30 protein-coding genes are annotated in these 24,481 nt (G+C 61.5%); 11 read left to right on the top strand and 19 right to left on the bottom strand.

Annotated elements, in window-relative coordinates:
* Window positions 1–279: 279 nt before the first annotated feature.
* Window positions 280–1,809, top strand: coding sequence for an IS3 family transposase (locus tag F7R26_RS37030; protein ID WP_058698951.1), 1,530 nt, complete (start codon window positions 280–282; stop codon window positions 1,807–1,809).
* A 352-nt stretch (window positions 1,810–2,161) separates the two neighbouring features.
* On the opposite strand, the gene F7R26_RS37035 is transcribed toward F7R26_RS37030, so the two are convergent.
* The 3 genes from F7R26_RS37035 to F7R26_RS37045 all read right to left on the bottom strand — a co-directional run bounded on the left by F7R26_RS37035 (window position 2,162) and on the right by F7R26_RS37045 (window position 3,946).
* Window positions 2,162–2,491, bottom strand: coding sequence for a type II toxin-antitoxin system HicB family antitoxin (locus F7R26_RS37035; RefSeq protein ID WP_058698124.1), 330 nt, complete (start codon window positions 2,489–2,491; stop codon window positions 2,162–2,164).
* Entirely contained in the window at window positions 2,481–2,654 is a 174-nt protein-coding gene (locus F7R26_RS37040) for a toxin HicA (protein ID WP_233528055.1), read from the bottom strand. Before F7R26_RS37040 ends, F7R26_RS37035 begins: the two co-directional genes overlap by 11 nt.
* A gap of 305 nt (window positions 2,655–2,959) precedes the next feature.
* Entirely contained in the window at window positions 2,960–3,946 is a 987-nt protein-coding gene (locus tag F7R26_RS37045) for a DNA-binding protein (RefSeq protein ID WP_233528056.1), read from the bottom strand.
* 281 nt (window positions 3,947–4,227) lie between these two features.
* Between F7R26_RS37045 and F7R26_RS37050 the strand changes: the two genes are divergently transcribed.
* Window positions 4,228–5,001 (top strand): DUF6884 domain-containing protein, encoded by a 774-nt coding sequence (locus F7R26_RS37050; protein ID WP_058698126.1) that lies wholly within the window; start codon window positions 4,228–4,230, stop codon window positions 4,999–5,001.
* Window positions 4,998–5,330 carry a hypothetical protein gene (locus F7R26_RS37055; RefSeq protein ID WP_233528058.1) on the top strand — a complete coding sequence of 111 codons (333 nt, stop codon included), beginning with the start codon at window positions 4,998–5,000 and terminating at the stop codon, window positions 5,328–5,330. The genes F7R26_RS37050 and F7R26_RS37055 overlap by 4 nt, the downstream gene beginning before the upstream one ends.
* 84 nt (window positions 5,331–5,414) lie before the next feature.
* Here the strand turns inward: F7R26_RS37055 and F7R26_RS37060 are convergent, their stop codons facing one another.
* The 3 genes from F7R26_RS37060 to F7R26_RS37070 form a co-directional block, all read right to left on the bottom strand.
* Complete coding sequence (locus F7R26_RS37060; RefSeq protein WP_081050298.1) at window positions 5,415–5,636, bottom strand: DUF2188 domain-containing protein; 222 nt, start codon at window positions 5,634–5,636, stop codon at window positions 5,415–5,417.
* A 66-nt stretch (window positions 5,637–5,702) separates the two neighbouring features.
* Entirely contained in the window at window positions 5,703–6,056 is a 354-nt protein-coding gene (locus F7R26_RS41550; RefSeq protein ID WP_327077464.1) for a DUF2188 domain-containing protein, read from the bottom strand.
* Window positions 6,057–6,079: 23 nt separating this feature from the next.
* Window positions 6,080–6,310 (bottom strand): XRE family transcriptional regulator, encoded by a 231-nt coding sequence (locus F7R26_RS37070; RefSeq protein WP_233528059.1) that lies wholly within the window; start codon window positions 6,308–6,310, stop codon window positions 6,080–6,082.
* 576 nt (window positions 6,311–6,886) lie between these two features.
* Here F7R26_RS37070 and F7R26_RS37075 point away from each other — a divergent pair.
* The 5 genes from F7R26_RS37075 (at window position 6,887) to F7R26_RS37095 (ending at window position 10,693) form a co-directional block, all read left to right on the top strand.
* Window positions 6,887–7,849: a tyrosine-type recombinase/integrase gene (locus F7R26_RS37075; RefSeq protein ID WP_070940836.1), complete on the top strand. Its 963-nt coding sequence runs from the start codon at window positions 6,887–6,889 to the stop codon at window positions 7,847–7,849.
* A gap of 8 nt (window positions 7,850–7,857) precedes the next feature.
* On the top strand, window positions 7,858–8,109 hold the full coding sequence (locus F7R26_RS37080; RefSeq protein WP_058698128.1) for a hypothetical protein: 252 nt from the start codon (window positions 7,858–7,860) through the stop codon (window positions 8,107–8,109).
* A gap of 131 nt (window positions 8,110–8,240) precedes the next feature.
* Window positions 8,241–8,672, top strand: coding sequence for an HU family DNA-binding protein (locus F7R26_RS37085; RefSeq protein ID WP_058698129.1), 432 nt, complete (start codon window positions 8,241–8,243; stop codon window positions 8,670–8,672).
* An 844-nt stretch (window positions 8,673–9,516) separates the two neighbouring features.
* The gene (locus F7R26_RS37090) at window positions 9,517–10,122 is read left to right on the top strand and encodes a hypothetical protein (RefSeq protein WP_201025223.1); all 606 of its coding nucleotides are present in this window, start codon (window positions 9,517–9,519) and stop codon (window positions 10,120–10,122) included.
* 16 nt (window positions 10,123–10,138) lie between these two features.
* A complete protein-coding gene (locus F7R26_RS37095; protein ID WP_143010729.1) occupies window positions 10,139–10,693 on the top strand; it encodes a DUF6283 family protein in 555 nt (184 codons plus the stop codon).
* 640 nt (window positions 10,694–11,333) lie between these two features.
* Here F7R26_RS37095 and F7R26_RS37100 read toward each other — a convergent pair.
* The 10 genes from F7R26_RS37100 to F7R26_RS42030 all read right to left on the bottom strand — a co-directional run bounded on the left by F7R26_RS37100 (window position 11,334) and on the right by F7R26_RS42030 (window position 19,421).
* The gene (locus F7R26_RS37100) at window positions 11,334–11,612 is read right to left on the bottom strand and encodes a hypothetical protein (protein WP_058698133.1); all 279 of its coding nucleotides are present in this window, start codon (window positions 11,610–11,612) and stop codon (window positions 11,334–11,336) included.
* Between the two features lie 15 nt (window positions 11,613–11,627).
* Window positions 11,628–12,098 (bottom strand): hypothetical protein, encoded by a 471-nt coding sequence (locus F7R26_RS37105; RefSeq protein ID WP_081050300.1) that lies wholly within the window; start codon window positions 12,096–12,098, stop codon window positions 11,628–11,630.
* 13 nt (window positions 12,099–12,111) lie between these two features.
* On the bottom strand, window positions 12,112–12,291 hold the full coding sequence (locus F7R26_RS37110; RefSeq protein WP_058698135.1) for a hypothetical protein: 180 nt from the start codon (window positions 12,289–12,291) through the stop codon (window positions 12,112–12,114).
* Window positions 12,292–12,305: 14 nt separating this feature from the next.
* On the bottom strand, window positions 12,306–12,743 hold the full coding sequence (locus F7R26_RS37115; protein WP_058698136.1) for a DUF29 domain-containing protein: 438 nt from the start codon (window positions 12,741–12,743) through the stop codon (window positions 12,306–12,308).
* A 49-nt stretch (window positions 12,744–12,792) separates the two neighbouring features.
* Window positions 12,793–13,026: a hypothetical protein gene (locus F7R26_RS37120; protein WP_058698137.1), complete on the bottom strand. Its 234-nt coding sequence runs from the start codon at window positions 13,024–13,026 to the stop codon at window positions 12,793–12,795.
* A 181-nt stretch (window positions 13,027–13,207) separates the two neighbouring features.
* Window positions 13,208–15,535 (bottom strand): AAA family ATPase, encoded by a 2,328-nt coding sequence (locus F7R26_RS37125; RefSeq protein ID WP_058698138.1) that lies wholly within the window; start codon window positions 15,533–15,535, stop codon window positions 13,208–13,210.
* Entirely contained in the window at window positions 15,523–16,035 is a 513-nt protein-coding gene (locus F7R26_RS37130; RefSeq protein WP_058698139.1) for a hypothetical protein, read from the bottom strand. The genes F7R26_RS37125 and F7R26_RS37130 overlap by 13 nt, the downstream gene beginning before the upstream one ends.
* 164 nt (window positions 16,036–16,199) lie before the next feature.
* Window positions 16,200–17,612: a metallophosphoesterase family protein gene (locus F7R26_RS37135; RefSeq protein WP_058698140.1), complete on the bottom strand. Its 1,413-nt coding sequence runs from the start codon at window positions 17,610–17,612 to the stop codon at window positions 16,200–16,202.
* 106 nt (window positions 17,613–17,718) lie between these two features.
* Entirely contained in the window at window positions 17,719–19,011 is a 1,293-nt protein-coding gene (locus F7R26_RS37140; protein ID WP_058698141.1) for a recombination directionality factor, read from the bottom strand.
* The gene (locus tag F7R26_RS42030; RefSeq protein ID WP_423766619.1) at window positions 18,960–19,421 is read right to left on the bottom strand and encodes a DUF7696 family protein; all 462 of its coding nucleotides are present in this window, start codon (window positions 19,419–19,421) and stop codon (window positions 18,960–18,962) included. The genes F7R26_RS37140 and F7R26_RS42030 overlap by 52 nt, the downstream gene beginning before the upstream one ends.
* Window positions 19,422–19,913: 492 nt before the next feature.
* Here F7R26_RS42030 and F7R26_RS37145 point away from each other — a divergent pair, with 492 nt between their 5' ends.
* Genes F7R26_RS37145 through F7R26_RS37155 form a run of 3 tightly spaced genes read left to right on the top strand, consistent with a single transcriptional unit; the run spans window position 19,914 to window position 21,550 of the window.
* A complete protein-coding gene (locus F7R26_RS37145) occupies window positions 19,914–20,519 on the top strand; it encodes a hypothetical protein (protein WP_143010730.1) in 606 nt (201 codons plus the stop codon).
* 15 nt (window positions 20,520–20,534) lie between these two features.
* Window positions 20,535–21,134, top strand: a complete 600-nt coding sequence (locus F7R26_RS37150; RefSeq protein ID WP_058698143.1) for a hypothetical protein — start codon at window positions 20,535–20,537, stop codon at window positions 21,132–21,134.
* Window positions 21,135–21,142: 8 nt separating this feature from the next.
* Window positions 21,143–21,550, top strand: coding sequence for a bactofilin family protein (locus F7R26_RS37155; RefSeq protein ID WP_058698144.1), 408 nt, complete (start codon window positions 21,143–21,145; stop codon window positions 21,548–21,550).
* Window positions 21,551–21,659: 109 nt separating this feature from the next.
* On the opposite strand, the gene F7R26_RS37160 is transcribed toward F7R26_RS37155, so the two are convergent.
* The 3 genes from F7R26_RS37160 to F7R26_RS37170 form a co-directional block, all read right to left on the bottom strand.
* Window positions 21,660–22,022, bottom strand: a complete 363-nt coding sequence (locus F7R26_RS37160) for a hypothetical protein (RefSeq protein WP_058698145.1) — start codon at window positions 22,020–22,022, stop codon at window positions 21,660–21,662.
* Window positions 22,023–22,350: 328 nt separating this feature from the next.
* Window positions 22,351–23,517 (bottom strand): vWA domain-containing protein, encoded by a 1,167-nt coding sequence (locus tag F7R26_RS37165; RefSeq protein WP_058698250.1) that lies wholly within the window; start codon window positions 23,515–23,517, stop codon window positions 22,351–22,353.
* 7 nt (window positions 23,518–23,524) lie between these two features.
* Window positions 23,525–24,442 (bottom strand): DUF3150 domain-containing protein, encoded by a 918-nt coding sequence (locus F7R26_RS37170; protein WP_058698146.1) that lies wholly within the window; start codon window positions 24,440–24,442, stop codon window positions 23,525–23,527.
* Window positions 24,443–24,481 lie beyond the last annotated feature (39 nt).

The raw sequence follows: 24,481 nt of genomic DNA on the forward strand, positions 1-24,481 counted from the left end.
TCGAAGCTACGAGCCTCTCTCTGATATAAATGCTAATAATTTCAGTAAGTTAGAAGAAGCGCTTCTATTTGCTGGTCATTTGATAGCGCGTACCGCAGGCCTCCATTTATGGAAAGAAGCCAGGAAGAGGTCCACGCTGCGCTGTTATGTGCGTGCTGTGCCCGGTCGCACTGAATGATTTAACATAAATCTTTTTATGCGAACTACTGGTGTAGCGGCAAAGTTGTAATGTCCGGTTCGGGGGTGCGGATGAATTCTTGGACTACTTGGAGGTAGTTCATGTATTCGTACGAGGATCGCATCAGGGCGGTCAAGCTGTATTTAAAGTATGGAGGAAAGACGGCAACGGTCGTTCGTGAGCTGGGCTATCCGTCGGGTAAGAACCTGAAGCGGTGGGTCAACCTTTACCAGGCACTGGGGGACCTGCCCGAGCACCGCCGTCCAAGGCATCGATACACGCTGGAGCAAAAAAGCGTGGCGGTGGATCACTACTTCGGTCATGGCTGCTCTCTAGTTGGTACCCGCAGAGCCCTCGGGTATCCCAGCACCGAAATGCTGGCCCGCTGGATTGAGGAGCTGCGCCCTGGCTCGCGTCGCATGGTCACGAGCACAAACACCAGTGCGCCGTTTGCGTCCGAGCAGAGACGTCAGGCAGTCACTGACCTTTGCGCCCGCCGGGGCTCAGCGGAGGAAGTAGCGAAAAAGGTTGGAGTAAGCCGACCGATGCTGTACAAGTGGAAAGATCAACTGCTCGGAGACGAGGCATATCGATCTATGCGCAAACGTAAATTGGCCTCGCCTGAAGACGAGCATGCAGCGTTGCTGGAAAGAATCGCGCAGCTCGAACAGCAGGTACGCCAGCTGCAACTTGAGCGCGACATCCTGGCGCAGGCGGGCGATCTAATAAAAAAAGACCAAGGCATCAACTCCCTGACCCTGACAAACAGGGAGAAGACACAGGTGGTTGATGCCTTGAAAGCTACGTATCCGTTGCCTGAGCTTCTTCGCGTCGTCGGGCTTGCGCGCAGTAGCTACTTCTATCACAAGACAGGCTTGAGGCTGCGCGATAAGTACGGCGATGTACGTAAGGCCATGGTCGAGATCTTTGACAGCAACCATCGCTGCTATGGGTACCGTCGTATCCACGCGATGCTGCGTCAGCGAGATATTCGGATCTCCGAAAAGGTCGTGCGCAAATTGATGGCGGAGGAGCAGCTTACTGTCCGTCGGCCTCGTCGTCGGTACAGTTCCTACAGCGGGGAGATTGGCGCTGCCCCCGAGAACCTGATTGCTAGGGATTTCCATTCGCAGGCGCCAAATCAAAAATGGCTGACAGACATCACCGAATTCCAGCTTCCAGCTGGCAAGGTGTATCTATCGCCCATGATCGATTGCTTTGACGGCAAGGTTGTAAGTTGGTCTATCGGCACGAGGCCTGACGCACAATTGGTCAATAGCATGCTCGACGGCGCCATCACCACGCTCACCGATGGCGACAGCCCCGTAGTACACAGTGATAGGGGCTCGCACTATCGTTGGCCGGGATGGCTGCAGCGCATCAAGGCGGCTGGTCTCATCCGTTCCATGTCGCGAAAGGGCTGCTCACCTGACAACGCAGCCTGCGAAGGCTTCTTCGGTCGCCTGAAAAATGAGATGTACTACTGTCGCAACTGGGCTGGCACGACGGTAGAAGGATTCATGCACGAGCTAAACTCTTACATCCAGTGGTACAACGAGCGGCGCATCAAATTGTCGCTGCGCGGCATGAGTCCGGTCGAATACCGGCGCCACCTTGGAATCGCAACTTAACTCAGTCCAAGAATTCATCCGCACCCCCGACCCGGACATTTCAACTTAGCTTTGACAACTGGTATGTTTTGAAGTGTTGCGCTGTGGCGGCGGTCGGCCACAGTAGTTCAAGGCTTTCCAGGCGATTCTGCGCAACAGATGCGGCGACTACCATCGCGCAACAGCGGGCCATTGGCTTTTTCCTCTGCAAGCCGTCTTTTGACCTTGAAAACCGCTGCATCGGCTCTTGCCAAGGGTCACGCAACACCATCCCGACCCACCAAGAATGCGTCATATGCCGTATAAATCACTTATGGCAGGATGTAGCATGGCGCCCAGGCCGCTTTCGCCGGGATAATTTGACTGGCATTACCTATGCCAGAACAGCCAGGCGAGCGCTGACGAGCCGGTTAAGGCTGACGCCTTGCTCCGCCGCCTGCGTCGCCAAGGAACGATGCAACTCCGGCGGGATGCGAAGCGATAGGACGCCGCTATATTGCTTGTCCGCCAGCGGAACGGGGACTTCTTCGCCGCCGGACTTCATGTCGGCAACGGCTTCCGCCACGACCTGCCGGATACCGGCCAAGGCGTCTTCAGGCGTGGAGGCGAGCCAAGACAATGACGGGAACTCTGCGCATAGCCCGACGTGCTCCTGGTCCTCGGTCGACCAGGTTACTCGGTACGTATAGTGGTCAGTTGGCATTTTTTCCCTCGTGCAGCTTCTCAATCGCCTTCAGCACTTGGTTGGCTTTCCCCTTGTCATTCTGAATGTTCACACGTGGGTCGCCCGGCCAAGGTGTTTTAAACACTGCATGGCTAGTGCCCGATTGCCTGGCGGTACCGAAATATTCTTCGCACACCTTCATGAGGTTCGAAAACCGCACATTGGCTGGCAGGCTCCTGGCGCATCTGCGCCAAGATCTTACGGGTGTCTGTCATGACAGCGTGGTATCAATAGTGCAACCATTTGAAAATCAAAGTGCGCGAACGGCTCAGAACGCCTTACCCGGCAAAACCCAGTCGAGCCGTGCGCGCCGGCCGCGCGGGGCGGTTGAAAGGCGGGTGTTTAACACCGAAGCGAGAACCGCTTGCCTCAAGTGCAGAGGCTCACGCAGCGCCCGGCTCTGCTATACGACCACCCAAGGACCCGAGCTGGAGATGCCGATCGCCGTTAGCGCCGCCGACGGGGTCGCGCCGGCGGTTTGCTTTCGTCGGCCCCCGTTGCGTTCGCGCTCGCTTCGTCCGGTTGCTGACTCCCAACGGCGGACGTCTCCGCGCCCTTGGCCTCCAAGTGAGCACGCAACGCTCTCAGCTCGGCCTGTGCCTCAGCGGCCAGGCTGACCGCTTCGATTAGCTTGTCCCGCGTGGACTGATGCGCGGCGTGCACCTCTGTCAGTTCCTGGCGTGCTTGCCCTTCCCGCGTCTCGGCGCTACTCAAGCGCGCTTCAGCGCGTTGGCGAGCCGCCTCTTCTGCCGCGCGCTGGGCTTCGGCAACGGCCGCGGCCTTCTCGGCCGCGGCGCGCAAAGCCTGCTCGCTCCCCCATTGACCCCGTACCGCGACCACTTCGTCCTCCAGGCGAGACACTGCTTCCAGGCGCAGTTCCGCTTGTGCCAGCGCGCGCCGTACGCGTGCCAACTCCTCCTGTTGGCGTGCCGCCCCTTGCTGCAGACGCTCAATTTCGTCGGCCTGCTCGTTCGCCCTGCCCGCGACGGTATCGCGATCGGTCGTCACTTCCAAGAGCTGCTGCGCCAGGTCGTCTCGCTCCTTTTCAAGCGCTTCGCCGTTCGCTGCCATCGCGGCGAGCTCATTCATCGCCTGCGCCAGGGCGGCCTCCGCTTCGGCGGCCGCTTCCTCGGCGACTTTGGACAACTCGGCGCCCAGCGCGGCAAGGAGGCGTGAATTCGGTTCGCTGAGCTTGCGTGGTGGCCGCTTCTGCTGCTGTTCCTGCCAGGTCGACCAGTACCGATGAATCGTGTTCATGCTGCCGCTGCCCAACCGCTCGCGCACCGCGGTCAGCGTTGGCTTTAGCTGTTGGGCGACCAGCGCCTCGGCAACCGCGGCCACTTGCTCGTAGGTGATGCCCGGACGTGCCATTTCGTATTGCTCGTGCTCCGTTGATATCGTATTGAAAATAATACGATACGATACGAAAAACAAGTACGAAACGACGGTGAAGGGGGAAACGGGTGCATGGCCCCGGCAGACGCCGCCGAGCCGCTCGGCCGCCGAACAGGCTGGGTGGAAAGGCCGCGAGCGGCCAAGGGTCTACCTCGAGACTGGTAGGCGCCCCGTCGCAAGGGGCCGCAACGACCCGAGGTACTCGATTTCCGGCGGAATGGATGCGGAATCGAAAGCGCGAAATCTAGCGCCAACCGTTCGGGCGTCGCTCCTTGACTTCGCGTTGGTGCCGATAGAGTGAAAGCATCCCTTCGACAACGATGCCAATGCTCTCCCACCAAACGCAGCTCCCCCTGTTCCCGACCTCGTCGGGCCGCGTCCATCCCGCCAGCGCGTCGGCGCTACTGCTACTTGCCTGTTCCGGCACGAAGCTCGACCGGCAGGCGCGTGCCATTGACCTCTACCAAGGCGTGATGTACGACTCCTATCGGGCGCACCTGCGACGGGAGGCTAGACCGAATGTCCTGATCCTCTCCGCACGTCACGGCTTCCTGGATCCGCACGCGGTGATCGATCCCTACGACCAGCGCATGACCGCGCAGCGTGCCGACGCGATGTTGGCCGATCTGCCGGCATTCGCGGGATCGGCGAACTGGCCAGCCCAGGTCGGCAAGGTGTTGCTGGCCGGCGGCAAGGAGTACCGCCGTGTCATGCGCGCCGCGCTCGCTCGCCAATACAACACCACGCTGCCGGCCTTTCAGGAAACGACCGGCGGCATCGGCATGCAACGCTCACAACTCGGCGCGTTTCTCGACGGTCTTGCGCCGAGGTTCAACGAGCCGATGGGCCATCACCCCAATGGCACGCCGCTCTACCGGCGCTACGGCTGGATCGAAGCCGGTGCCGTGACTGGCCTGATCTACCGGGCGGCCCCTTACCTGCCCGCCGTCAAGGCCCGTGTGCTTGCCTTGTTCCAAGGCCCATCCGGACCGACCGCCGACGCGGAGGTCGAGGAAATCATCCGCGGTCGCACCAGCATTGGCCCTCGCTGGGTCGGCGTGGCGGATCTTCACCCGCTGCAGGAGGCCGCGTGAGCGAATTCGAAAAAGCGCTGCACCAGGAGGCGAAGGCGCTCAGCGAGAATCTCGATGGCACAGCTGGCCAGCTATTGGCCCTCACGCACGCCGGCTACAAGGCGTGGGCCAAGGAAGGCAATCTGCATTTCCCGGAGCCAAAGCGCTACGCCCTGCTCCACGAGATCCTGCGCTACTGCGCCTACGGGAGTTTGCTCGAGTGCAATCCGACGCAATGGGATAGCCTGCGGGAGATTGCCGAGATGCTGGATGGGCGGTACCCACGTTATGCGTGCACGCGAGCGCGTCTGCGTGCGCGCCGCAACCGCTATGGCAGACCGTGCGTCTAACGTGCCAACGGTGCGTGCCCTGCCACAGCTGCCAGCGATATCCGCCTCGTCCGAGGCGGGCGATAGCCGCCATGTCGGACTGCCCTATCCAACCACGTCCGCCGGATTGACGCTCTCCGCGCGCAGTCGTACGCTGCCAGCTAGCGGCTGGATGTGAAGCTCGATATTCTCTCGACGAGCTCTGGCCCAGCCGGCACAAATCGCGGCTTCTAGCGTGGGGAACAACTGACGCGGCTCCGGTGTGCCGTCTATTTGTAGCGCCCACTGATGTTCGGCCGGCACGACGCTAATACTGTTTGCAGGCATCAGAAGCTCCAAAGATCGCCGCAGGCCATGCCGCGACGCCAGATGCCACCCCGTGGGGGAAGCGTATCACCCCTTGATCGAGCGTGGATCGTTGCCGAAAGAGTTGCGCTCGCGGAGCTGACCGTCCCGACCATGGATCAGCAGTTCGACCTTGTCTTGGTTGGCCTTTTCTGTCCCGGCGGCAATGGCCTCTTCCTCGCTAGGGAAGTGTGACCGCCGTCCGTGCCCTCGAATGCGACCGCCCCAACGAGCGCTTCTTCGCCGATTTTCCCCGCACGCATGGGCGGCCGCCCACGCCGCAGCCGGGGAAAAGCCGCCCACAGGATCGGCACTGAATCGGATGGCCCAGCAAGGCATAAGGCGCGTCAGCATGCCAAGCGAATGGCATTTCCGTACCGGTCGAAGACCGCACCCGGGCATGACGCCCGTCCTGATCGGCGTCTCTAGCCTTCCAGCCAGGCATGCTGATCCCTGGCCGCATCGCCGATCTTGGCCGCATGAGCCGCTGCCTGTTCGAGCCAAGGCGCATGCGCCTTGGGTACGACCAGCATCGTCAAACCCAGGCCGTCCAGCACACGCAGGGCGTGCTCGAGATTGACGCCCTTGCCGTTCTCCAGCTTGGACAGCATGCCGATCGAGACAGCGCAATGCCTTGCCGCCTGGTCAATCGGCATCCCCTCCCCTGCCCGCGTGGCTCGAATGCGCTCGCCCAGTTGGTGAATGGCGCGAATTGTCGCGCGCGAAGGCGGCGTCGGATCAGGTAGTGGTCGCGGCATGGAGGCCCGTCCCGTGAAGAAGAGAGGTCAGCGTGGAAGCTGCTCGTCACGATTGTTTCATGAACGTGAAATTATACTCCACAACGCTGTGGCGGCCCTCTATGCCGAAGGAAACTGGCCAGCCCCGCCCGACAAACTCGTGGCGTTAGCCCATGCAGGTCTGAAGGTGTGGGCGAAGGTCGGCAATCTCCAGTTTCCGCCCGAATAGCGGTATGCGCTGTTACAGGAAATCATGCGCTACTGCGCCTGGGAATGCCTGCTCGCGTGCTGCTTCACGCAGGAGCTCCGCTTGGAGCGGATCGCGGACATGCTGGATGCCACCTATCCACGCTATGCCTGCACCCGCGCAAAACTTGCCGCGCGCCGCAACTGCTATGGCAGGCCGCGGTTCCGAACCCTCTCTTGGAAGCAATACACGCCGCGAAGCGGCGGCACGAGTGGGAGATGAGATAATTTCAGTATATAACAGCGGGTATGGCGCAAATGGACTCCCTCTGGCTCAGCAACCCGACCCAGGCTTATCGCGACTGGCAGGCGCGTGAGGCGGCCGGCGCAGATCGCCGCCCCTTCTCAGCACGCTCGATCGTCCAACATCAGGCAATGTTCGAGCATTTCCGCCGACACGTGATGACCAGGGGCTCGACCATCGCCTCATTTGGCACCGCCGATGTCGACGCGTTCTGGCAGACGACCGACGGCCGGTCGTACTCCCAGGCTACCCGCATGCGGTATGTGAAGCTGCTGGACCGCCTGTGCCGGCATCTGGTCTTCGCCGGCGTGCGGCAGGACAACCCAGCGGCCGCACTTCTCTTTGCTGAGCGCTGGCCAGACGAAGAACCCACACCCCTGTTCCTTGATGAGGCTGAGGATGCGCGGCTACAGGCCTATCTGCTATCGCCTGCCGAGGATCTGGCCGGCTTGCGCAGCCGCGCGATCGTCGCGACATTCCTCGCAACGGGTATTACAGCGGGGGAAGCGCGAGCAGCGCGTTTGAGGGATCTGATTCCGGATGCGAGCCCGCCCTATCTTTTTGTGTCGGCGCACGGCGCACGGGACGCGCACACGGTTCACCTCGCCGACTTCGCGATACCTGTATTGCGGACTTGGTGCGCGCGCCGCTCGATCCTCCCCGTCGAGGGCGACCTACTATTCACGCTCACCCCCGATGGTCGACCGATCACCGACATGAGCTTCGGTCGGATCGTGGCCACAGCACTTGCCGCAATGGGGTTCTCCGGTGCAGAGCCAAGCCCCCGCACGTTGCGCAATACCTTCTGCCGGCGCCATCTCCTGGCAGGCAGCTCACGTGATGAGGTCAGCCGCATGTTGGGGCTGGCCAGCCATCGCACTTGTGACCGAATTGCTGCGACACTGCCGGCAGCGGACGAGCCAATGCACCAAGATAGCTCGCCTGACGCGCCAGCAAAGGCCAAATAAGGAAGATCATGGATATTCCACTGGACACTGTGAAGGTCATTTACCGCCGTGCGATCGACCCAAGGGCGAGCGACGGTGAGGGTGCGGCCTGGTGGGCCGCCGTCGCGGAGGAAGTCATTGCCGTCGTCCGTGCCGAGGACACCGTGGCCGCTGCCAGCGTTATCGCATGGTGGCACCACGACTGGCATGCAGTGGGCGACTCCGCGAGAGCGGCAGCTGCACGCATCCGGCGCGCTTCCCGCGCGCTCAGGATCGGCTGATCGAGCAACCCTTGGCGCGCACACGATATCGGGCCCTCCCTCTTGCATACGCGCCTGCTTTTGCTATTCTTCGCCGGTGCGCCACCCTAAATCGCTTACAGGCGCGCATTTTTTTCTAACCAGACACGACTATGGCCACGAAAGCGAAACCCGTAGCAAAGACTGCAACGAAGACCGCAGCAAAGAAAGCTGCTCCGGCAAAGAAGGCCGCTCCGGCCAAGAAGGCTGCCGCAGCCGCCCCGGTCGCCAAGCCTCTGAAGGACACGTTCAACAAGTCGAGCCTACTCGCCCACCTGGTCACCCAGACCGAGCTGGACAAGAAGACCGTTCAGACTGTGCTGTCCCACCTCGAAAACACCATGGTGAGCGCGATCCATAAGAAGGGCGCCGGCGAATTCACCCTGCCGGGTCTGTTCAAAGTGGCGGCCATCCAGGTGCCGGCCACAAAGAAGCGGTTCGGCAAGAACCCGTTCACCGGCCAGGAACAATGGTTTGCGGCCAAGCCGGCCAGCGTCAAGGTCAAGGTGCGTCCGCTGAAGAAGCTGAAGGACGCCGCAGCGTAATCGCGACGATTCCCGCGAACAAAAAAGCCCCGACTCGCGATTTCGGGGCTTTTTTGCATTGGATCCCTACTTAGAAGGGCGAGGGCTGCGGCGTAGCAACTTGCCGCCATGCCAGCCCCGGTTGCCGGCAGGTCCTCGAAAAGCACCTCCGCAAGCGCAACGCATCGATGTCGTACTCAAGGGTTAGCCCGAGGCGATCCTTGTATGAAGTGCGCCGGGCGATTTCATCGCGCCCCATCCCCTTCAGGCATCCATACTGCGTGTAGACGTGATCAGACAACGCAAAGCACTCAGTCAGATTTCGCCATTCCTTCCACACGGGTAGGGCAAAATTTCGGAGGTGCCATCGAAGTCTCGTCGTCGCCATCCGAAAGAGATGGTCGATGACTTCGCGCTCCGTTAGCTTAGCTTGCATCTCGCTCATGCCTGTGCGGTCGTCACGGGGAAGCCAAAGCTCAAACGTCGGGTCGCCCATCACGGTAGCGATCCCGCGATGTGTTCCATGGCCTTTTCTATGCAGTCAGTCCCGGCACGCGGCAAGGGAAGGATCATCCGGCGCGACACCGTTCGTGACGGCCATTGCACGATAGCGCCTGATTTAACGTGTGCCAACGCCAATCGGTCGCATATCCCGGCGCGTTCGCGTAAGCGTCGTCGGTCGACCACAGTCGCTCGCAACGTCGTGCGTTGCCTGGCAGCGGACCTATATTGACCCGCTACACGGTGTTTGAACTGTCGGAAATGCGGCCACTCGAACGGCTAAAAGCGGTTCGCTTGACAGGGGATTCTACCGGCTACAATACGGTCCAGGTAAGCAAATTCGGCGGGGGGAAGAGAATCACTTATGCGGACAAGCTTGTCACCGGACTATCAAATTGACGCCCCGGAAACGCGTGACAGGGTGATGCATTTCCTCAATGGAATCGGGGTTCCTGCCCGATACGAAGACGGCGCAACCGGCTTCTCCGAAGGATGCTGCATCGCGCAGGGTGCGCTACATGTAGATCCTGCGTGCCGGATTTCGACAATTCTGCACGAAGCGGGGCATCTGGCCATTACACCACGGCGCTTCCGATCACTTATGAACGGAAACCTCTATGCAGGTCATCGCGAAATGCTGAAGGTCGTCGATGAGGCAGGTGTGTATCCGGACGATCCCCTCTATCGTGCAGTCATTCAATGCTCGGATCCAGAAGCCACTGCATGGGCTTGGGCAGCGGGTACCGAATTGGGGCTGCCCGGCGAAGAGATTGTTCGAGACGACGAGTACGGTGGTGATGGTGAGGCAATCCGGCTGGCGCTGCAGATGCGCGCCTACATTGGAGTACACGGACTCGCTCACGCCGGCTTTTGCGCGATTCGCGAGCGTAACGGTGTCGCTGCCTGGCCGCGCCTGCATTTCTGGACGCAAGAAGTTGGATTTCCGGAGTACGTCCCAGCTGGAGAGTAAGGGCAAGAGTTGAACTATGAAAACACCAGGCAAACCTTGTGCATCGTGTCCCTGGCGTCGCGCTGCGGGTGCGGGAGACATTCCAAACTTCGATCTCGAGCTGGCCGAAAAGCTGGCTGATACATGCCCTGACCACCGGGGCATGGGGCCGGACTTTGGAGCCAGTATCTTTGCGTGTCATCAATCCCGGCAAGGAGAGGAGTTCGCGTGCGCTGGATGGCTGGCGAAAGTCGGACACCGCCATCCCGCGGTGCGCCTGGCAGTGGTCTCCGGTCGGCTTGATCCAGCAGCACTAGAGCCTGGCGAGGACTGGCCGGAACTGCATGACAACTATCGGGAAGTGCTGGACAAGCTGCGTGCGACGTCGAATTTTGAAGACGAGGCCAAAGGAGATGAGTCGGCAGTCAAGATCGGGGGATCCAACGCCAGCGTTATTCAGCATTGCCGCCCCGTGGGATCGCCTCACTCTTCAACGGGGCAAGCAGCACGCGCGATTGACGGCACGCCTACACGAATGACGATCCAAAGTCGGAAAGTTGTGGCTTCTACAAAATCTTTGGAGAGTCAGTAGCCGTCTCAATACCCAGCGCTAACTGGTGTTGGTGTGCTCAAACGAGCGCTTACGATAGTCTCGCCGTCAACCTGAACTGGTGTTTGCCGTGAGCCGCTCGTCGCGCTTGCCCCTTTTCCTGTCAACCGCGCTGCTTCAGGACAGCCGCGCGATACCGGGAGCGCAGTAGCAGATCCGGCACCGGCGCGAGGACCTCCGCCATGAATTGAAGCTCGACGCAGGAATCGGCACCGTGTTCCCGTACCGCCCGATCAAATGCGGCCTGCGCCGCTTCCAATTGCGTCTTGACGCGGCACACGCTCAGGCGGCGGCAGCTCTGGCTCCTCGAACATCATGAGCCTCAACTGCTGTGCATGCGCGACCCAACCTCCAACAGATGCCAATGGAAGGTCGTAAGGAAGGCATCCACGCGATCAATCTCATTGCTTGGTCCCCGTCTCATCGACGACTACAACCGTGGTGGCCCACAGAAAACGACTTTGTAGTGTTTGCCCCCCTTGTGGAGCAATACGGGCTTACCGTCTTCGACTCCAGTCCTAGATGTCGCTTTCGCTTCTAACTCATCCCCCACATCCAATCCATCGCTCGCACCCATTGCTCTTATCCGTTTCGCGGTACATCGGCTTCGATCGCAGCATCGTCATCGCAAGCGCTCTTCGTTCCACTCTAGAGCCTCTAGTGCTTCCTCCCCTGCCAGCGATGGACTGAGCGTGACTTCTGCTTGCCACATATCGCCGCTGTCCCGGATGAAAATGAAACCGGAGTCGGACAGCATCTGCGCCGCAGCTGATACCTTCTTGCGCTTCAGTTCCTGCGTTTCCACGCACTCTTCGAGTAGCCGCCGCGCATGTGGCCCCATGGCGCGCAATCGCATCGCCGCCGCGTGCGCATCGGCTTCGGTCTCGTAGTGCAGGAGCATCGCTCTTTTCCTATGTTAGAGCGGCAGACCGGCGACCGAGTACAGCCGAACCGCCGAACGTGGGATGCCAAAGCGCTCAATGGAATCCTCAGTCTGGAGTGGCAGTACCATCAGCCGGTGCATGAAAGCGCCCCCGCTGGGATCGACGTGTGCAAACAGCCTCTCCACAAGTTCCCGGTTCTGCAGCGGCTCATCCACGACCACAATATCAGCACCGTTAAAATCGAACATCGGGTAGTGACCTACCGTAGCACCCCGCACCTTGCCTTCGAAATCGACCTCAACCTTCTCACTCATCAGTAGCGTCTGGCTGTCGGCATACGCAACTCGCAAGCCATCTTGTGCACGTGTTTCTTCCGTCCACTGCTTCAACGACAAGGTCTTTCCCGTTCGGCACCGACCAACGATTCCAAGAACCTTCACTGTTCCAAGACAGTCGCTCACAAGAGCTGCCACTATCGCCGGTGTCAGGATGACGTTGTTCAATTTCTTTTCCGTCTCAAACGTTATCGTTGGTCACGAAGTCCAAGAAGAACTCGAACCACAACCCTTCCTGGCCATCCGGCAGGCTCAGCGGATACTGATCCGGCTTCTCAACCACGCGCGCGCGGTAAGCCTGCTCGAATCGCTCCACATCGCTGCGCAGCTCGGCGATGAAAGCATCGAGGGTCTGTGCCATGCTTTGCTTTTCCGTTATTCAGGGTGGAAATCTTGCGAGAGCACGTCATCAACAGCCCAAGGCAACGCTTCCGGGAAGACATCGAGATCCAGGCCGGTCTCATTGCTCGCGATGCTGCGGGCCTTTGACCATACGATGTCGAGCCACGCAGCATCGCTGAACTTACCCCGCAAGCTTGGGGCTTCATTCAGCACGTAGGCAACTTCCTTGCGCTGTGTGCGAATGTTGAACTGCCAACTCTTGCTGCGGCGGGAAGGCTGAAACTGCCACTTCAGCAGGTGCGCCAGCAGCACGGACATGCGGCTTGCCAATTCGCGTTGTTCGCTCTTGCCCACGTCCTCGATCTCGTCTGCAATGTGCCGAACGTCGATGGCCGACAGCTTGCCCCCACGCAGCAGTGCGGCCTGCTCGCCTGCCCAGGCCACCACATCCTTCTCATAGGCCGTACCCATGACGGCTCCATCAAATGTGGCTTAATGCCAGGTGCACACGTGCACCACGTCAAGCGCGCTCGCTTGGCTTCCCGATCGTCTTCCTGGCGTGATTGATGACCGCATCCGGGCAATTACGCCGCCGCGTACTGTCCGGTGCTGCCAGATATGATTTCCAAGTGGACAGGGAAATCGGAAAGGCTTGCCCCTTGTTGACCAACGCCAGCGCTTCCACCTGGGTGATGCCGGCTTGCACGATCAGCGCACGCAGCTCCGCGCCGTTATCCTCTTTGACTTCGTTCATAACTTCGCGCTTAGGTGCACTTGTGCACCAAGAATAGCACACGGCTCTCCCATGCCGCCTTGGAGCCGTCCGAGCTATGAAAGCTGGGCCCCTCACCCATGGTTGCTCCAGTTTTCTGTCAGAAGAAATGGAAAAGCCGGTCCCTTTCGGAACCGGCCATGGATTGAAATAGAGAAGGCGATTACGCCCCGGCAGCAAGCGCCGTGACGTCGATCATGCCATCGGCCTCATCAACCAGCTCCGGCGTCTGGGAGATGAAGAATTCCCGTTCATATCCGCCAACCCGCAACACTTCACGCTTCATCTTCATGAAGGCGCGCTTGCGCTCCGGATCCAGCGGACCGTCCGCTTCATCAGTGAACAGCGTCTGAAAGGACTGCCGCGCGTGTTGCGCCCGATACAGGGCGATACCGCGCGTCAGGCATTCGTTGATCCACACCTTCTGGCCGCCGCTGATCACGGAAAACTCCTTCGAGCTATCGTTATCGGCATCCAGTACCGCAATCGAGAACCCCTCCCGGGCTTCCCCGCTAGCCAGCGTCGTTTGCGTCCGGATCGCGATTGTGAATCGCGGCCCATAGCAGGCGAGCAGCAAGTCATTGACGATGCCGGTAATGGCTGGCCCCGCATCATCGATCGACAACGCGATCACGCCGTCGTTGCCGAGCCCCTTGCCGAGCAGCTTCCACTGCGCGATTTCGTCGGACAGGCGTTGCACCTGCGACTCAAGCCCCGGCAAACCACCAAGCTCCCGCTCGATCCGGTCACGTTCAGTGGCCAGCGCACTTTGACGGCGGATCAATGTTTCGATCTTGCCGTCGGCCGCGCTGACCCCTTCCCGGACGCCCGCAATGTCGCGGTCGAGGTCCGCAATCAGGCCCGTCACATCGGTTACGGCCAGCGTGTCAACCTCTCGTTGCATCACAGCCAGCTGGGATTCAACATCCTGGAGATCCCGGACGAGCCGGTCCTTCCGTTCAGTCTCCTCCTGCGCCAGGGCTGCCAGGTCGCCCCGTGCCTTCCCAAGCGCAGCGGCGGCGGTGTCAAGCAACGGTCTCTGAGCCGCCAGGGCAGTCAGGCGTTGAAGCTGCTGATTGTCTCGCGCGATGTCTCGCTGCAGGGATGCCACCGCTTCACGAGCCGCCGGCAGGCGCTGCAATGCCGCGTCCATTGGCCTCAGGGCTTCCTGCTTATCCCTGTAGCTGGTACGCAGATTGGTCACCACGATAGCCTGGGCTTCGTACTGGCCTTTGGCCTCGCGGGCTTGCGCAAGCAACGGACACTGGCTGTGCATTGGGTGGCCGCTGCAAGGCACGGTATCCATGACATCGGTCTGGGCCTTGAGGGTCCGCGCCAGCTGTGCCGCCACCGAGCCGCGCTGCTCCATCCCGCGCAGCTCACTTACCAGCCCCGCATGCCGCGTCGCAAGCGCTTCGACTTCGGCCAGCTCCCGCTGCCGTTCGGCAAGTTCCGCTTGCCGACGGCCAAGGGCCATCTGCACGCCATCTTGTTGCGCGCCCGCGGCGGTGATCGCCTCGGATTGCGCAAGGGTTGCCTGGCTCGTCGCCAGGGTATGCTCAAGGTCCCGCTGCCGCGCAGTCGCCTTCGCAATCGCCGTGCGATCGTCCATGGCAAGCTGCTGGCCACGTGCCATCAACTCCCGCTTGCGCTGATGCAACTCGCGCAACCGGGCTTCAGTGCCGGCCGATGCCGCCTGCTTGGCAGCCAGCGTGGCGCGTTCCTGCTCCAGCTTGCTGCCACGGTTGAGCCGCTCCGTACGATGCGTCCGCTCAGCAGCAAGGGCCTGGTCGATCTCCTGAATCTCCCTGGTCATCGCTGCCACGGTGTCGCGCTTGCCAGACAGCACAAGTACATCCCGCTGCAGCCCATCCAGAGCACGGCTCAGCGCCTTGGCCACGTCGCCCGCTTTCGCGGACAGCTCGCGCAGGTGATCGATCCCGAGCAGCTCGGCGAGCAGCTTCTTGATCTCGGCGGGCTGGTAGCTTGCCAGCGGCCGCCGGTTCTGCGCGGAAAACACACTGGTGAAGAAGGCTTCGGCCGATCCCAGAACCGAGTCAAGGCAGCGGCCGTACGTGTCGGCCTTGCCATCGGAAACGGTGCCGTCAGACAGTTGCACCGGGCTCCAGTCGCCCGTCGCGCTCTTCTCGAACAGGTAGTACTCCGCCTTGCGGCTCTTGCCCGGGTTGCGAAACGCGAATGCCGACCGGTAAACCTTGCCGCCGTGCTCCCATTCCAGGTCCTTCTCCGCGCGCGGGGCACAGAGGTGGTCCCAGTACGAGAAAGCGTCGGCCGACATCTTCGTTGCGTGGCTCGGCATGAGCGGATACGGATGCAGGTTGTCCATGATCGTGGTCTTGCCGGCGCCGTTGGGGCCGACAATTGCAATCAGGCCAGCCGGCAGATCGGTCAGATCCACCGTAACGCTGTCCCGGTGCATGCCATCGCGGATACCGTGGAAGCCGGCGAGGGTCAGTTTCAATGGGCGCATTCGAGGACCTCCGCGCCAAAGGAGTGGAGATAGTCAGACGGGAGCTCCATGGCGCCGCCATCAAACACCGGCATCTCGGCCGCGGCCGGCACATCCTGCTCCGGCTGGCCCGCGATTGCGCGTTCGACCGAACGCACCGCCGCCGCAAACTGAACTCCGGCCATTTGCAGAAGCGCCTTCCAGTCGTCCAGGCCTGTCATGGCCCTGAGCTCCAATGCGCTCCACTGTCCGGCAAAGCCGTTCGAAAAAGACCAGATAACGTCTTGCAGCTCCTTGGACGGTGCCACGGAGTACCAGGTGTTGCCACCGTCGGTGGCAATCGCCATGACCAGTATGTGATCGCGCTTGGCAATCACTGCGCCGCGGCCGCGGCCGAACGGCTCATACATCATGCATTGCGTGAACTGGTGGTTCTCGCACAACCGCTTGGCCAGATCCGTGCGGGTCATGGCACTTTCCTCAACATGGAGCCACTTCGGACCGGCGTGATAGAGAATCATGTTGCACTCCAGGGTAGGACGGAGCGCGCCCCGGACGGGAAGCACCACGTCTGGGTAGATAGAAAAGAAATGGATACTGCTGGTCGATGCGTCAACGACGCGGGTGAAACCGGGTTTCGACAGCCACTCACGGCTGTCGGAACAGGGCTCGCATGTTCAGAGGGTTAGGCGGGTTGCCCCGCGAACAGGTCATCGGTGAGCCAGTCCATACTTGACTGGTCGGCCAGCGGCGCCGACGCGAGAACCGCCACGGGGTCCGGGCTCGGGTCGGAGCGTTCAACACCGCTTGGTGTCACTTCCGCTCGGGGATGCTCATGCGCACCAGCCTCGCGCAGTTGGGCGAGCACGCCGTCCGCGATCGACTGTGCATCGAGCGTTTCCAGCATGGTCAAACGGTCTACCAACGGGGCAGTGTCAACGCCGGTCAGCTCACCCCAGCGGGAGAGCTTTTCCGGCAGACTGGCCGCCCGGCTGATGCCTTCAGCGCGGCTACGCACGGCCGGCAAGACGCGCGTCTCGATCTTGACCTCGGCGCTTTCTCCGAACAGCGCTAGAACCGCGTCACGGTCGACCAGTTGACGATGCTCCTCGTTGACCGTCCAACGAATGCGCACGAACTTCTCAGCGGCTTCCATGGCAATGTCGGCGAGCCTTGCCATGTCCGGCGGGCCATCGAAGTCCACACACACCGTCGCGCGTGCAGGCGTGGCCACCAACGAGGCCGTGGCATGTCCGGGGGTCACCTGCCACTGCAGGTATCCCTTCTCCCCGATCTCGCCGTAGTGGAATCGCCCGATGGAGCCGGGATATGCCACTACCCTGCCCTCCCGCTCCCATTGCTGAGCGCGGTGGATATGGCCAAGCATGAAGGCGTCACACTCGGCCTCGAACAGCGCGCCAATGGTGAACTCATGGTCGAAGCCGGCCATGGGTACGCCGTGCTCGGTCTGGCAGCCGTTCACCGTGCCGTGCGACACGCCGACCGTGCGCACGCCCCATGACCGCCATTGGCGATTGATAGCGCCAGCCGCGGCCAGGTAGTGGGCAAGCTGGTCGCCCACCGCCGTCGCTGCGTTGGCCACGCCGGCGGCAGCAGCCAGTACCGCCTTGTTGACGGTCGGCACGCAGGTGAAGACCACTTCGGGCATGCCGTGCTGGGCCATCAGCACGTCGATTTCCGCGGGCGAGAAAACCGGGCCGTCCGACGGTACAAACTGCCCCGCGCACAGCGCGACCTGATGGATGCGATCGGCTACGTATACGGGATGGTGCGCACCGATGAGTCGGAACAGGTCCAGCGTGCCCGGTGGCTCATGACTGTAAGTGCCCTGCAGGAGCAGGACGGGCATGTGGGCCGACAGCCGGTGAATCTGCCGTGCGAGCGCGGACAACGCTGGCGTGTGCGCGTCAAGACGATGATCGGTGGAATCTCCCGACACGACCCCGACGTGGCAGCCCGACGCAATCGCATCGTCGACCGCAAAGCCAAAGCAATGGTCCGCCTCGGCCAGATGGCTGGGCGAGTAGTGCAGGTCTGAGAAATGACCCAGACGCAGGCTTTCGCCTTCGTTGAGCATGGAACCTCCTATGGATAGGGAATGTGCCGCCGGATTGGCCAGCGAAGCGAAAGGAAGCATGGACACCATCGGGCGTCCATAAGTCGAGCCGGCACGCAGGCCAGGCTCAGGGAGAGATCTCGGCGGCGATAGCCTTCACCTGCTCGCGGTATGCGACCGGGTTATTCGCCAACGCAATGCGCATGTCGTTCACCACCTGCCGAACCGCTTCGGGCCGCTTCGTCCATCCGGCGCCAAAGCTGTTCTGCAGAAATACACGCAGATCCATGCGATCCTGCTCGTTGCCGAAGCCGAGGCGCCCGGCGAGCTCGTTGAACTCCGCGGCCAGGTCTTCATCGGCCGCGTGCTGGGCCTGCGCGTCGGGCAACGCACGCTCATCCTCTGGCGGAGAATCGCCTGAAGACTCACGCTGCTGCGACACTTCCGGTGTGCCCTCGAGCGCTGCGATCGCGTGTTGCGCGGCTTCGACATGCGCGAGCTCCGGCCGATCGGAGCCGTCAAGCAGCCCGGCCAGATCGAGATCCGCATCGAGGGTGATGAGCCACTGCATCTGCCGAACCGGCTTGCCGGATTCAGGCTCGATCCGGCTGATCTCGACCTCCTGCTTGCTCAGAAAGAACTGGACCCCGACCAGACGCCCACGTGCCAGCGCGACAGTCTGCATGGCCGCGTGCGCCTTCTGCAGGACATAAATTGACGTTGTCGGCAATTCGATCAAGCCCAGGCCCCGAGTGCTCGGAACTGCGAACAAGAACGAGGCAGACAGATTGCAGAAGCCTTGTTGGTACTGCGGGCAGCTGTGTGGATCGCACCGGCCGTCCGGGATAGCATCGTCCTGACGGAGGATGACAGGTCGACCACCCCACACGCGCTTCGCACGATTGGCTCGCGCATCGCGTTGCACCAGCGCGTAGGTCTTGCAGTAGCGCAAGCCGTCCGGTCCGTACTCCGAAAAGAACTGCCTGCCGCTGGCCGTGTACGTCACCAGCTCATTTGGCATGTTGCGCAGCCAGTCATCGAAGGCGAACACCACGGGGAAGCGCCATAGCTTCAGGCCATTGCCATCGCCGCGGTCTTCGCCGTAGCGCTGTAGGATGTCGTCGGCTACGGCAGGATTCGCGAAGTCCGATCCTCGACAGGTAAACCATGGCACGTTCTTCGGCACGAGGGCGTTGCGCAATTGGGTCTTGCGCTCGATCTGGATGCCGATCGACTCAAATGAATGCCCTTGGGCAAGCATCGCGTCATGGATTCGCACGGCTTCGGGATTCTCCCGGGCCTTGCGAGTCAGGACTTTGATTCCCGGCCGGATCTTGCCGATGATAGGCGGCCGCATGGGCCGCTCTTCTAGAAGGCTTCTCGGTCCGTCGAAGCCGCTGTAGGTAATGGGTGCATGCATGCGTTCATTCTCCTTTCTGAGAGAAATCGAACGACGTTCGCCCGGATGGACGCACCATGCTCCCGTAGGCGCAAGGCTGTGTCTGCCCCGCGCTGGGTCGTTACGGTGGAAAGGAAGGCCGCACGAGCGGCTTCCGGAAGACTTGCGACGTGTGCCGCCTCACAAAGGTTGCGCCAGGCTGCCGGCATGTCCTTGTACATCGGACGCCGACGAACCAGCATTGCCGCGATGGCGGCGGAAATCTCGGAATCGTGGTGCATGACATCTCCCCGAAACAGGCTTCTCACAAACAAAGAAAGCCCGCGTCCCGGATGCGCCGGAGAGCGAGCTTTGTTCGAGAGACCTGCATGCCACGCCCCTTCCGGGGGCGTGGCACTCAGGGAGCAGCGTGCTAATCGCCCGCCGCTCATGCTGAGGACGTAAAGTCGTCCTCGTGCAGCATGGTCACGCTGCACAACAACCCATTTCGCGAACCCACAGGTTCGGCCGCAGGTTCACGGATCGGCTCGACGTCAGCCGTTCTGCCTAGGAGGGGCCTGGAGAGAGACGCCACATGGTCCCAGGCTCGAACGGTGTCCAGCGTGCACTTATGAAGAGGCACAGCGAAAGACGCGTATTACGAGCTGATGAGGGAAGTGTTCGGCGAAAACACTTATCACAAGGAATATCCACACCGGTAGCCAGCCGGTCGGCGCGTGCGCAAATGGCACGACTTGGAGCAGAAGATGGACTCGCCAGGAGTCAGGGTCGATGCGTCAGTGACGCGAGGTGTGAGTGAATTGTGGCACATCAGCACCCGGAAAAAAGTCAGAAAGCTCGCCAATTATGTGTCGCTTTCTCCAGGCATCTGTGCAGCGTTGTGTCTCAGAATGCCTGCTGAGAGAGATCCCACCACATGGAACATGGCCGAACCTTCCCATCATCTGCCCGATGGCGAGCCGCATCCTATACCGCTGATATCGTCGCGGGACGCGCCTTCTGACACCACCGCATCCGACGCCGGACCCAAGCCCATCCGGCGGATGCTCAGCGAGGGACGCGTCGCAAAGATCGTTCCTCAAACGGACAGCGGCACAGAAGTGTCCTACTGCACCGACTTCGTACGGAACTTCCTGCGCAGCGACTACAACTTCATCACGTCGAAGTTCTCGGTGGCCAGCAAAGGCAAGATCCTCGCCCTGGACGAGGCCTTCCGAGCGGCGCAGGAATGGATGGACGCGAGGCTGCAATGGATTGAGCGGCAGCCAAGGCGCCATCTCAGCCTTAGATTCGACCAACGGCAGCTCGTGGTGACACACTCGCTAGCCGGACGGCTGATCCGACTGCTTAACCAGCACGACAGACTCTTCCACCGTGCGCTCGGGGCATACATGGCCCAGTCTATTACCGACGCTGAGAAGGACGAGGCGATTTTTGGCGCTGCCAGACAAATCCGTGCGATCCACCGGCTTTGCATCCCCGACAACGACTGCTTCTCCCCCGACGGAAAGCTGATCGATCAAGCCTGAAACCTGAAAGACAGTATGGACATCAACGAAATCGAACGCCTGCACGCGCACTATGCGGAGCCGCCCGTCACGATCGAACTGGCCCCGTCCGGTGCCGCCAGCCTTAGCGCCTCGTCGGCGCTGCCCCCAACTCACACGCCGTCCGGGAACGAGGCAGTGCCTGCCTGGGCGCGTATCAAGCCGATCCATTGGCGGGGCCTTGGCATTGTGCTGATTGCCGTTCTCGCCTTCGGCGGAGGTCGATGGCTCGCGTCGGGCGACACGCACAAGCGCCCCGAGTCGTCGACGGCTGCCGCTTTGCCAGCGGCCATTGGACCAGCCGAAGATGGCGGCCACGAATGGCCCGCGTCGCAGCCAAGCGTCGCGCAGCCAGCCGCTGCTGAGCCCACGCCTGTCCCCTCGCCGTCAGCTGCGCCGGCCGTGTCCGCGCCCGCGCCTGCGGCGAGCTCAGCAGCCGCTGCCGAGAACCGGGCGAAGCCCCAAGCGCCCAAGGCGCAAGTCCCGAAGCAGAACATGGCTGCGCCGGCGCCCACCAGGCTGCAACCGGCCTCCCCCCCACAGACCGCGCAGGTAACCCCGGCATCCAGCCGCGGAAACGAGATCAAACTGTTCTGATTCCCGACATGACCCAGCAAAGAACCTTCAGTTTGATTCAGGCAGGACTCAGTATCCACGGGCACGTGGCCTGCGATCACGGCGTTAGCTGCTTTGGCCTGGTCGATGGCGATTTGCGTTCATCCCGAGGCTTGGTCCATATCGGTGCGGAAGGGCTGATTCGCGGCACCGTTGAAGGCGATCACGTGCTGATCGATGGCACCGTCGAGGGAGATGTGGCGGCCCGGATTTCCTTGCATATCAATGGCCGCGTGAAAGGCCGGATTGCCTATGCCGGTACCATCCGGCTTGGTAGCTCTGCAGCCCTGGAGGGGACTATCTCGCGGATTCCCGCTCTCACCTATGGCGACGGTCCGGAGGCGACAATCACAGCCGCCGCGCCGACGGCGGAGGCCGAGCCGGCGGTAAAAGTATGAGCATGCTCAAAGCAATTTTCCGGAAAGCTCGCACATAAACGGCGTCTTTCTGCCAAAACCGGTAAAGAACAAGGGCCCGACACGCAGACGCGTTGGGCCCTTTCCTTTCTCATTCGCGCAGTTCTCGCATGCTCACCATCTCTTCGATAGTAAAGAGATTTCGGACCGTGATCCACGGTCCCCGGTAGCCTGGCTCGTCAATGAAGGCCACAAGCGGCACGCGGCCGTCAATGATGCATTGAAACGTCCTGGCGCCATGCGCCGAGTCTTCGATCGCGTATTGCTTGCCGTGGCGCAATTCGAACGCGACATTGCCTTGCGGCAATCGCATGCCCGCCACCGCAGATTGCACCGGCATTGCAACAATCGGGAGCCAGTCGTCAAACGGCAAGAAATTTCCGTTGCGGACAACTGAAAACCACTCGTCGACACGCAGCGCCATGCCATGCTTCGGCAGGCGGTCGACGTCCATCACAAGAAGCTGGGGCTCCAAAGCTCGCTCTTCTGGCGTCCCATGCCGGCAACACGCGCGCCGCCTTTGGCAACGGTCCAGCCGCTCACTGCGACTGGCACCTGCCGTTGTTTCGGCTACGCGAATAGTCCGACCACATGCTTCGGATTGGGCAATGCTTGCTGACATAGGAATCCAAAAAAGAAAAGCGCCGGGGCTGGAGCCTGCTACGACCACTTCGGTATCCACCATCGGCACGTCTGTGGCTCGCTTGAGGGGTTACATGAGTTGACAGCTCAGTAGTGACTTCGTTCCGCAGATAGTGCCCCGGCCGTAGCCAGGGCTTGGGTCAAACGATGACCTCTACGCATTCACCGAAAGGTGGTGCGGCGATGCGATCCAACGGCGTGACTGAAGCCCAGAGGGCTGGATAGGCAGGCGCCGCGGCAGGGAATGGACCGTACAGGTCGGTGAGGTAGACAAGGAAAGCGGGCTCGATGCCCTCCTGCTCCAGCCATACGAATGGCGGCTTAAAGCTGGTCCCCCCGCCGCCCTTCAACGGCCGGAGATCAACCACCTCGTCACGCTCGAAGATCTGGACCTGCGTGACCCGCGTATCGCAATCGATAACGATGAGCCGGGCCGGCTGCAGGTGTTGGTGCACCGCAATAATCTCCGCCGCAAACTGCCGCTGCGTCTCGTCAAACACCGAGCCGCTGGAGTCTCTGACGAACACCGCGTCTCCGACCGCTTCCGAGTACAACGACGGCAGGTAGAGACCCAGATGCGCATAGCGACGGTTGGGCACCTTCCAGCTGTAGTCTGACCTGGCCGCCTGGGCGGCGAAGCGGTGCAGCACCGCTCGCCAATCGACGGACGGACGTAGCGCGGCTTCCACCAGGTGCTCAAGGTCGCCAGGCAACGCGCCGCGCATCTTGGCCGCTTTCGCAGCCTGATTCACAGCTACGCGCCATTCGCCCTCTACCGCCGGCCGGTCGGCGCCCGTGTATTGCCGCACCTCGCCACATCCTGTCGACGGTGGTGCTGGCTGCTGGCCACTGGCTTGCGGTGACGGTTCAGTTCCCGAGCCGCTGCCAGCCTCGGCATCCGGCTGCTGCGACGATTCTTCCTGTCGCAGCATCGCGTAGATTTCCTCCGCCGACTTGCCCAGGTATCGCCCATCCAGCAAGACGCCCTGAGGCAGCTTGAACTGGGCGTTGAGCACCAGCGGGTTCACCGCGTAGTCACACGCGCGGTTCCACCGCTCCTGATCCCGCGCCCCCATGCGCCAACAATGGCCATTGGCCACGTGGAGCACTTCGTGCGCGAGGACGCCCCGCAGCTCGAGGTCATCCAGGGACGCGACATACGCTGGGTTGTAGCCCAGGCGCACGCCATCGACCCACAGGCTCTGGCAGGCAGGATCCTCAACGAGGGCCAGACGCAGGGCCAGCGCACCGAAGAACGGTTGCGATAGCACCAGCGCCGCGCGTTGCTTCACGATTCGCGCATGCATGGCAACCTCACGCAGCAAGCAATTGCAGCATGGGCATGTCGCTCTGCTCGCGCGTCATCGCCGGCGGCGGGCCACCCATGAATGCGGCCATCTGCGCTTCGATTTCCATCGCGCGCTCAGCCACATTCAGCCGCAGCAGCGGGTCATCCTTCAGCTGCGCTCCGGTGTAGCAGGCAAGCTGGTCCTGGGTCGTGGCGAGGAGGTCCGCGAGCACGGGGTCTTCGGAGAAGTTCAGCTTCGGCAGTAGCGTGCTCAGCTCGCGCACCTTGTCGGCCACGTCAAGCCGCACGTTGCCCTCCCCGTACAGGCGGTTGGCGAAGTGTTGCACGGCCTCATACAGACGGCCGACCAGGTCATTGTTGGCCGTTTTCACAGCTCCCATGACCCGCGCATCCATCTCATCGCGGATGCCTTGCAGCACGTCGGGAGGCAGATCGATGCCGAACTGGCTAGCATCGGGGAAAGGCAGCACGGAGAAGCGGATACCGAACTTCTTGCGCAGCTCTGCCTCGGTCGGATAATCCGCCTCGTCGAAGAGACCGTTGAGCGCGACGCGCGCTTCGTCCTTCAGACGAGGATAGTCGGCCAGAAACTGTGCCTTGGCGCCGTCAAACTCGTCCCGCAGGGCACGCAGCTTCTCCGCGACCTCCATATAGACAGTTGTCGGCAGCAGACGCACGCCCAGCTGATCGTAGTCCAGTGAGTGGCTATCGAACAGCGAGCGTGCACGATTGCCGATGGCGCAGACCTCCTTGTAGGACGTTGCACCGTCGGTCAGTAGCCGCTTGTTGAAGCGACCAATGTCCTTGGCCTCGTGCTTAGCCTCCACCTCCTGCGTGGCACGGGTGTCGAAACGACGCGCGCGCCAGAGCGAGATGTTGAGGGTCGAGAGCATGACGCGAGACGTCAGATTGGTAATGTTCATGATGAATCCTCACTGGGATGTGCCGCAAAGCGGCAGCGA

Origin of the sequence: Cupriavidus basilensis, from assembly GCF_008801925.2 — a bacterium.
Classification (GTDB): domain Bacteria; phylum Pseudomonadota; class Gammaproteobacteria; order Burkholderiales; family Burkholderiaceae; genus Cupriavidus; species Cupriavidus basilensis.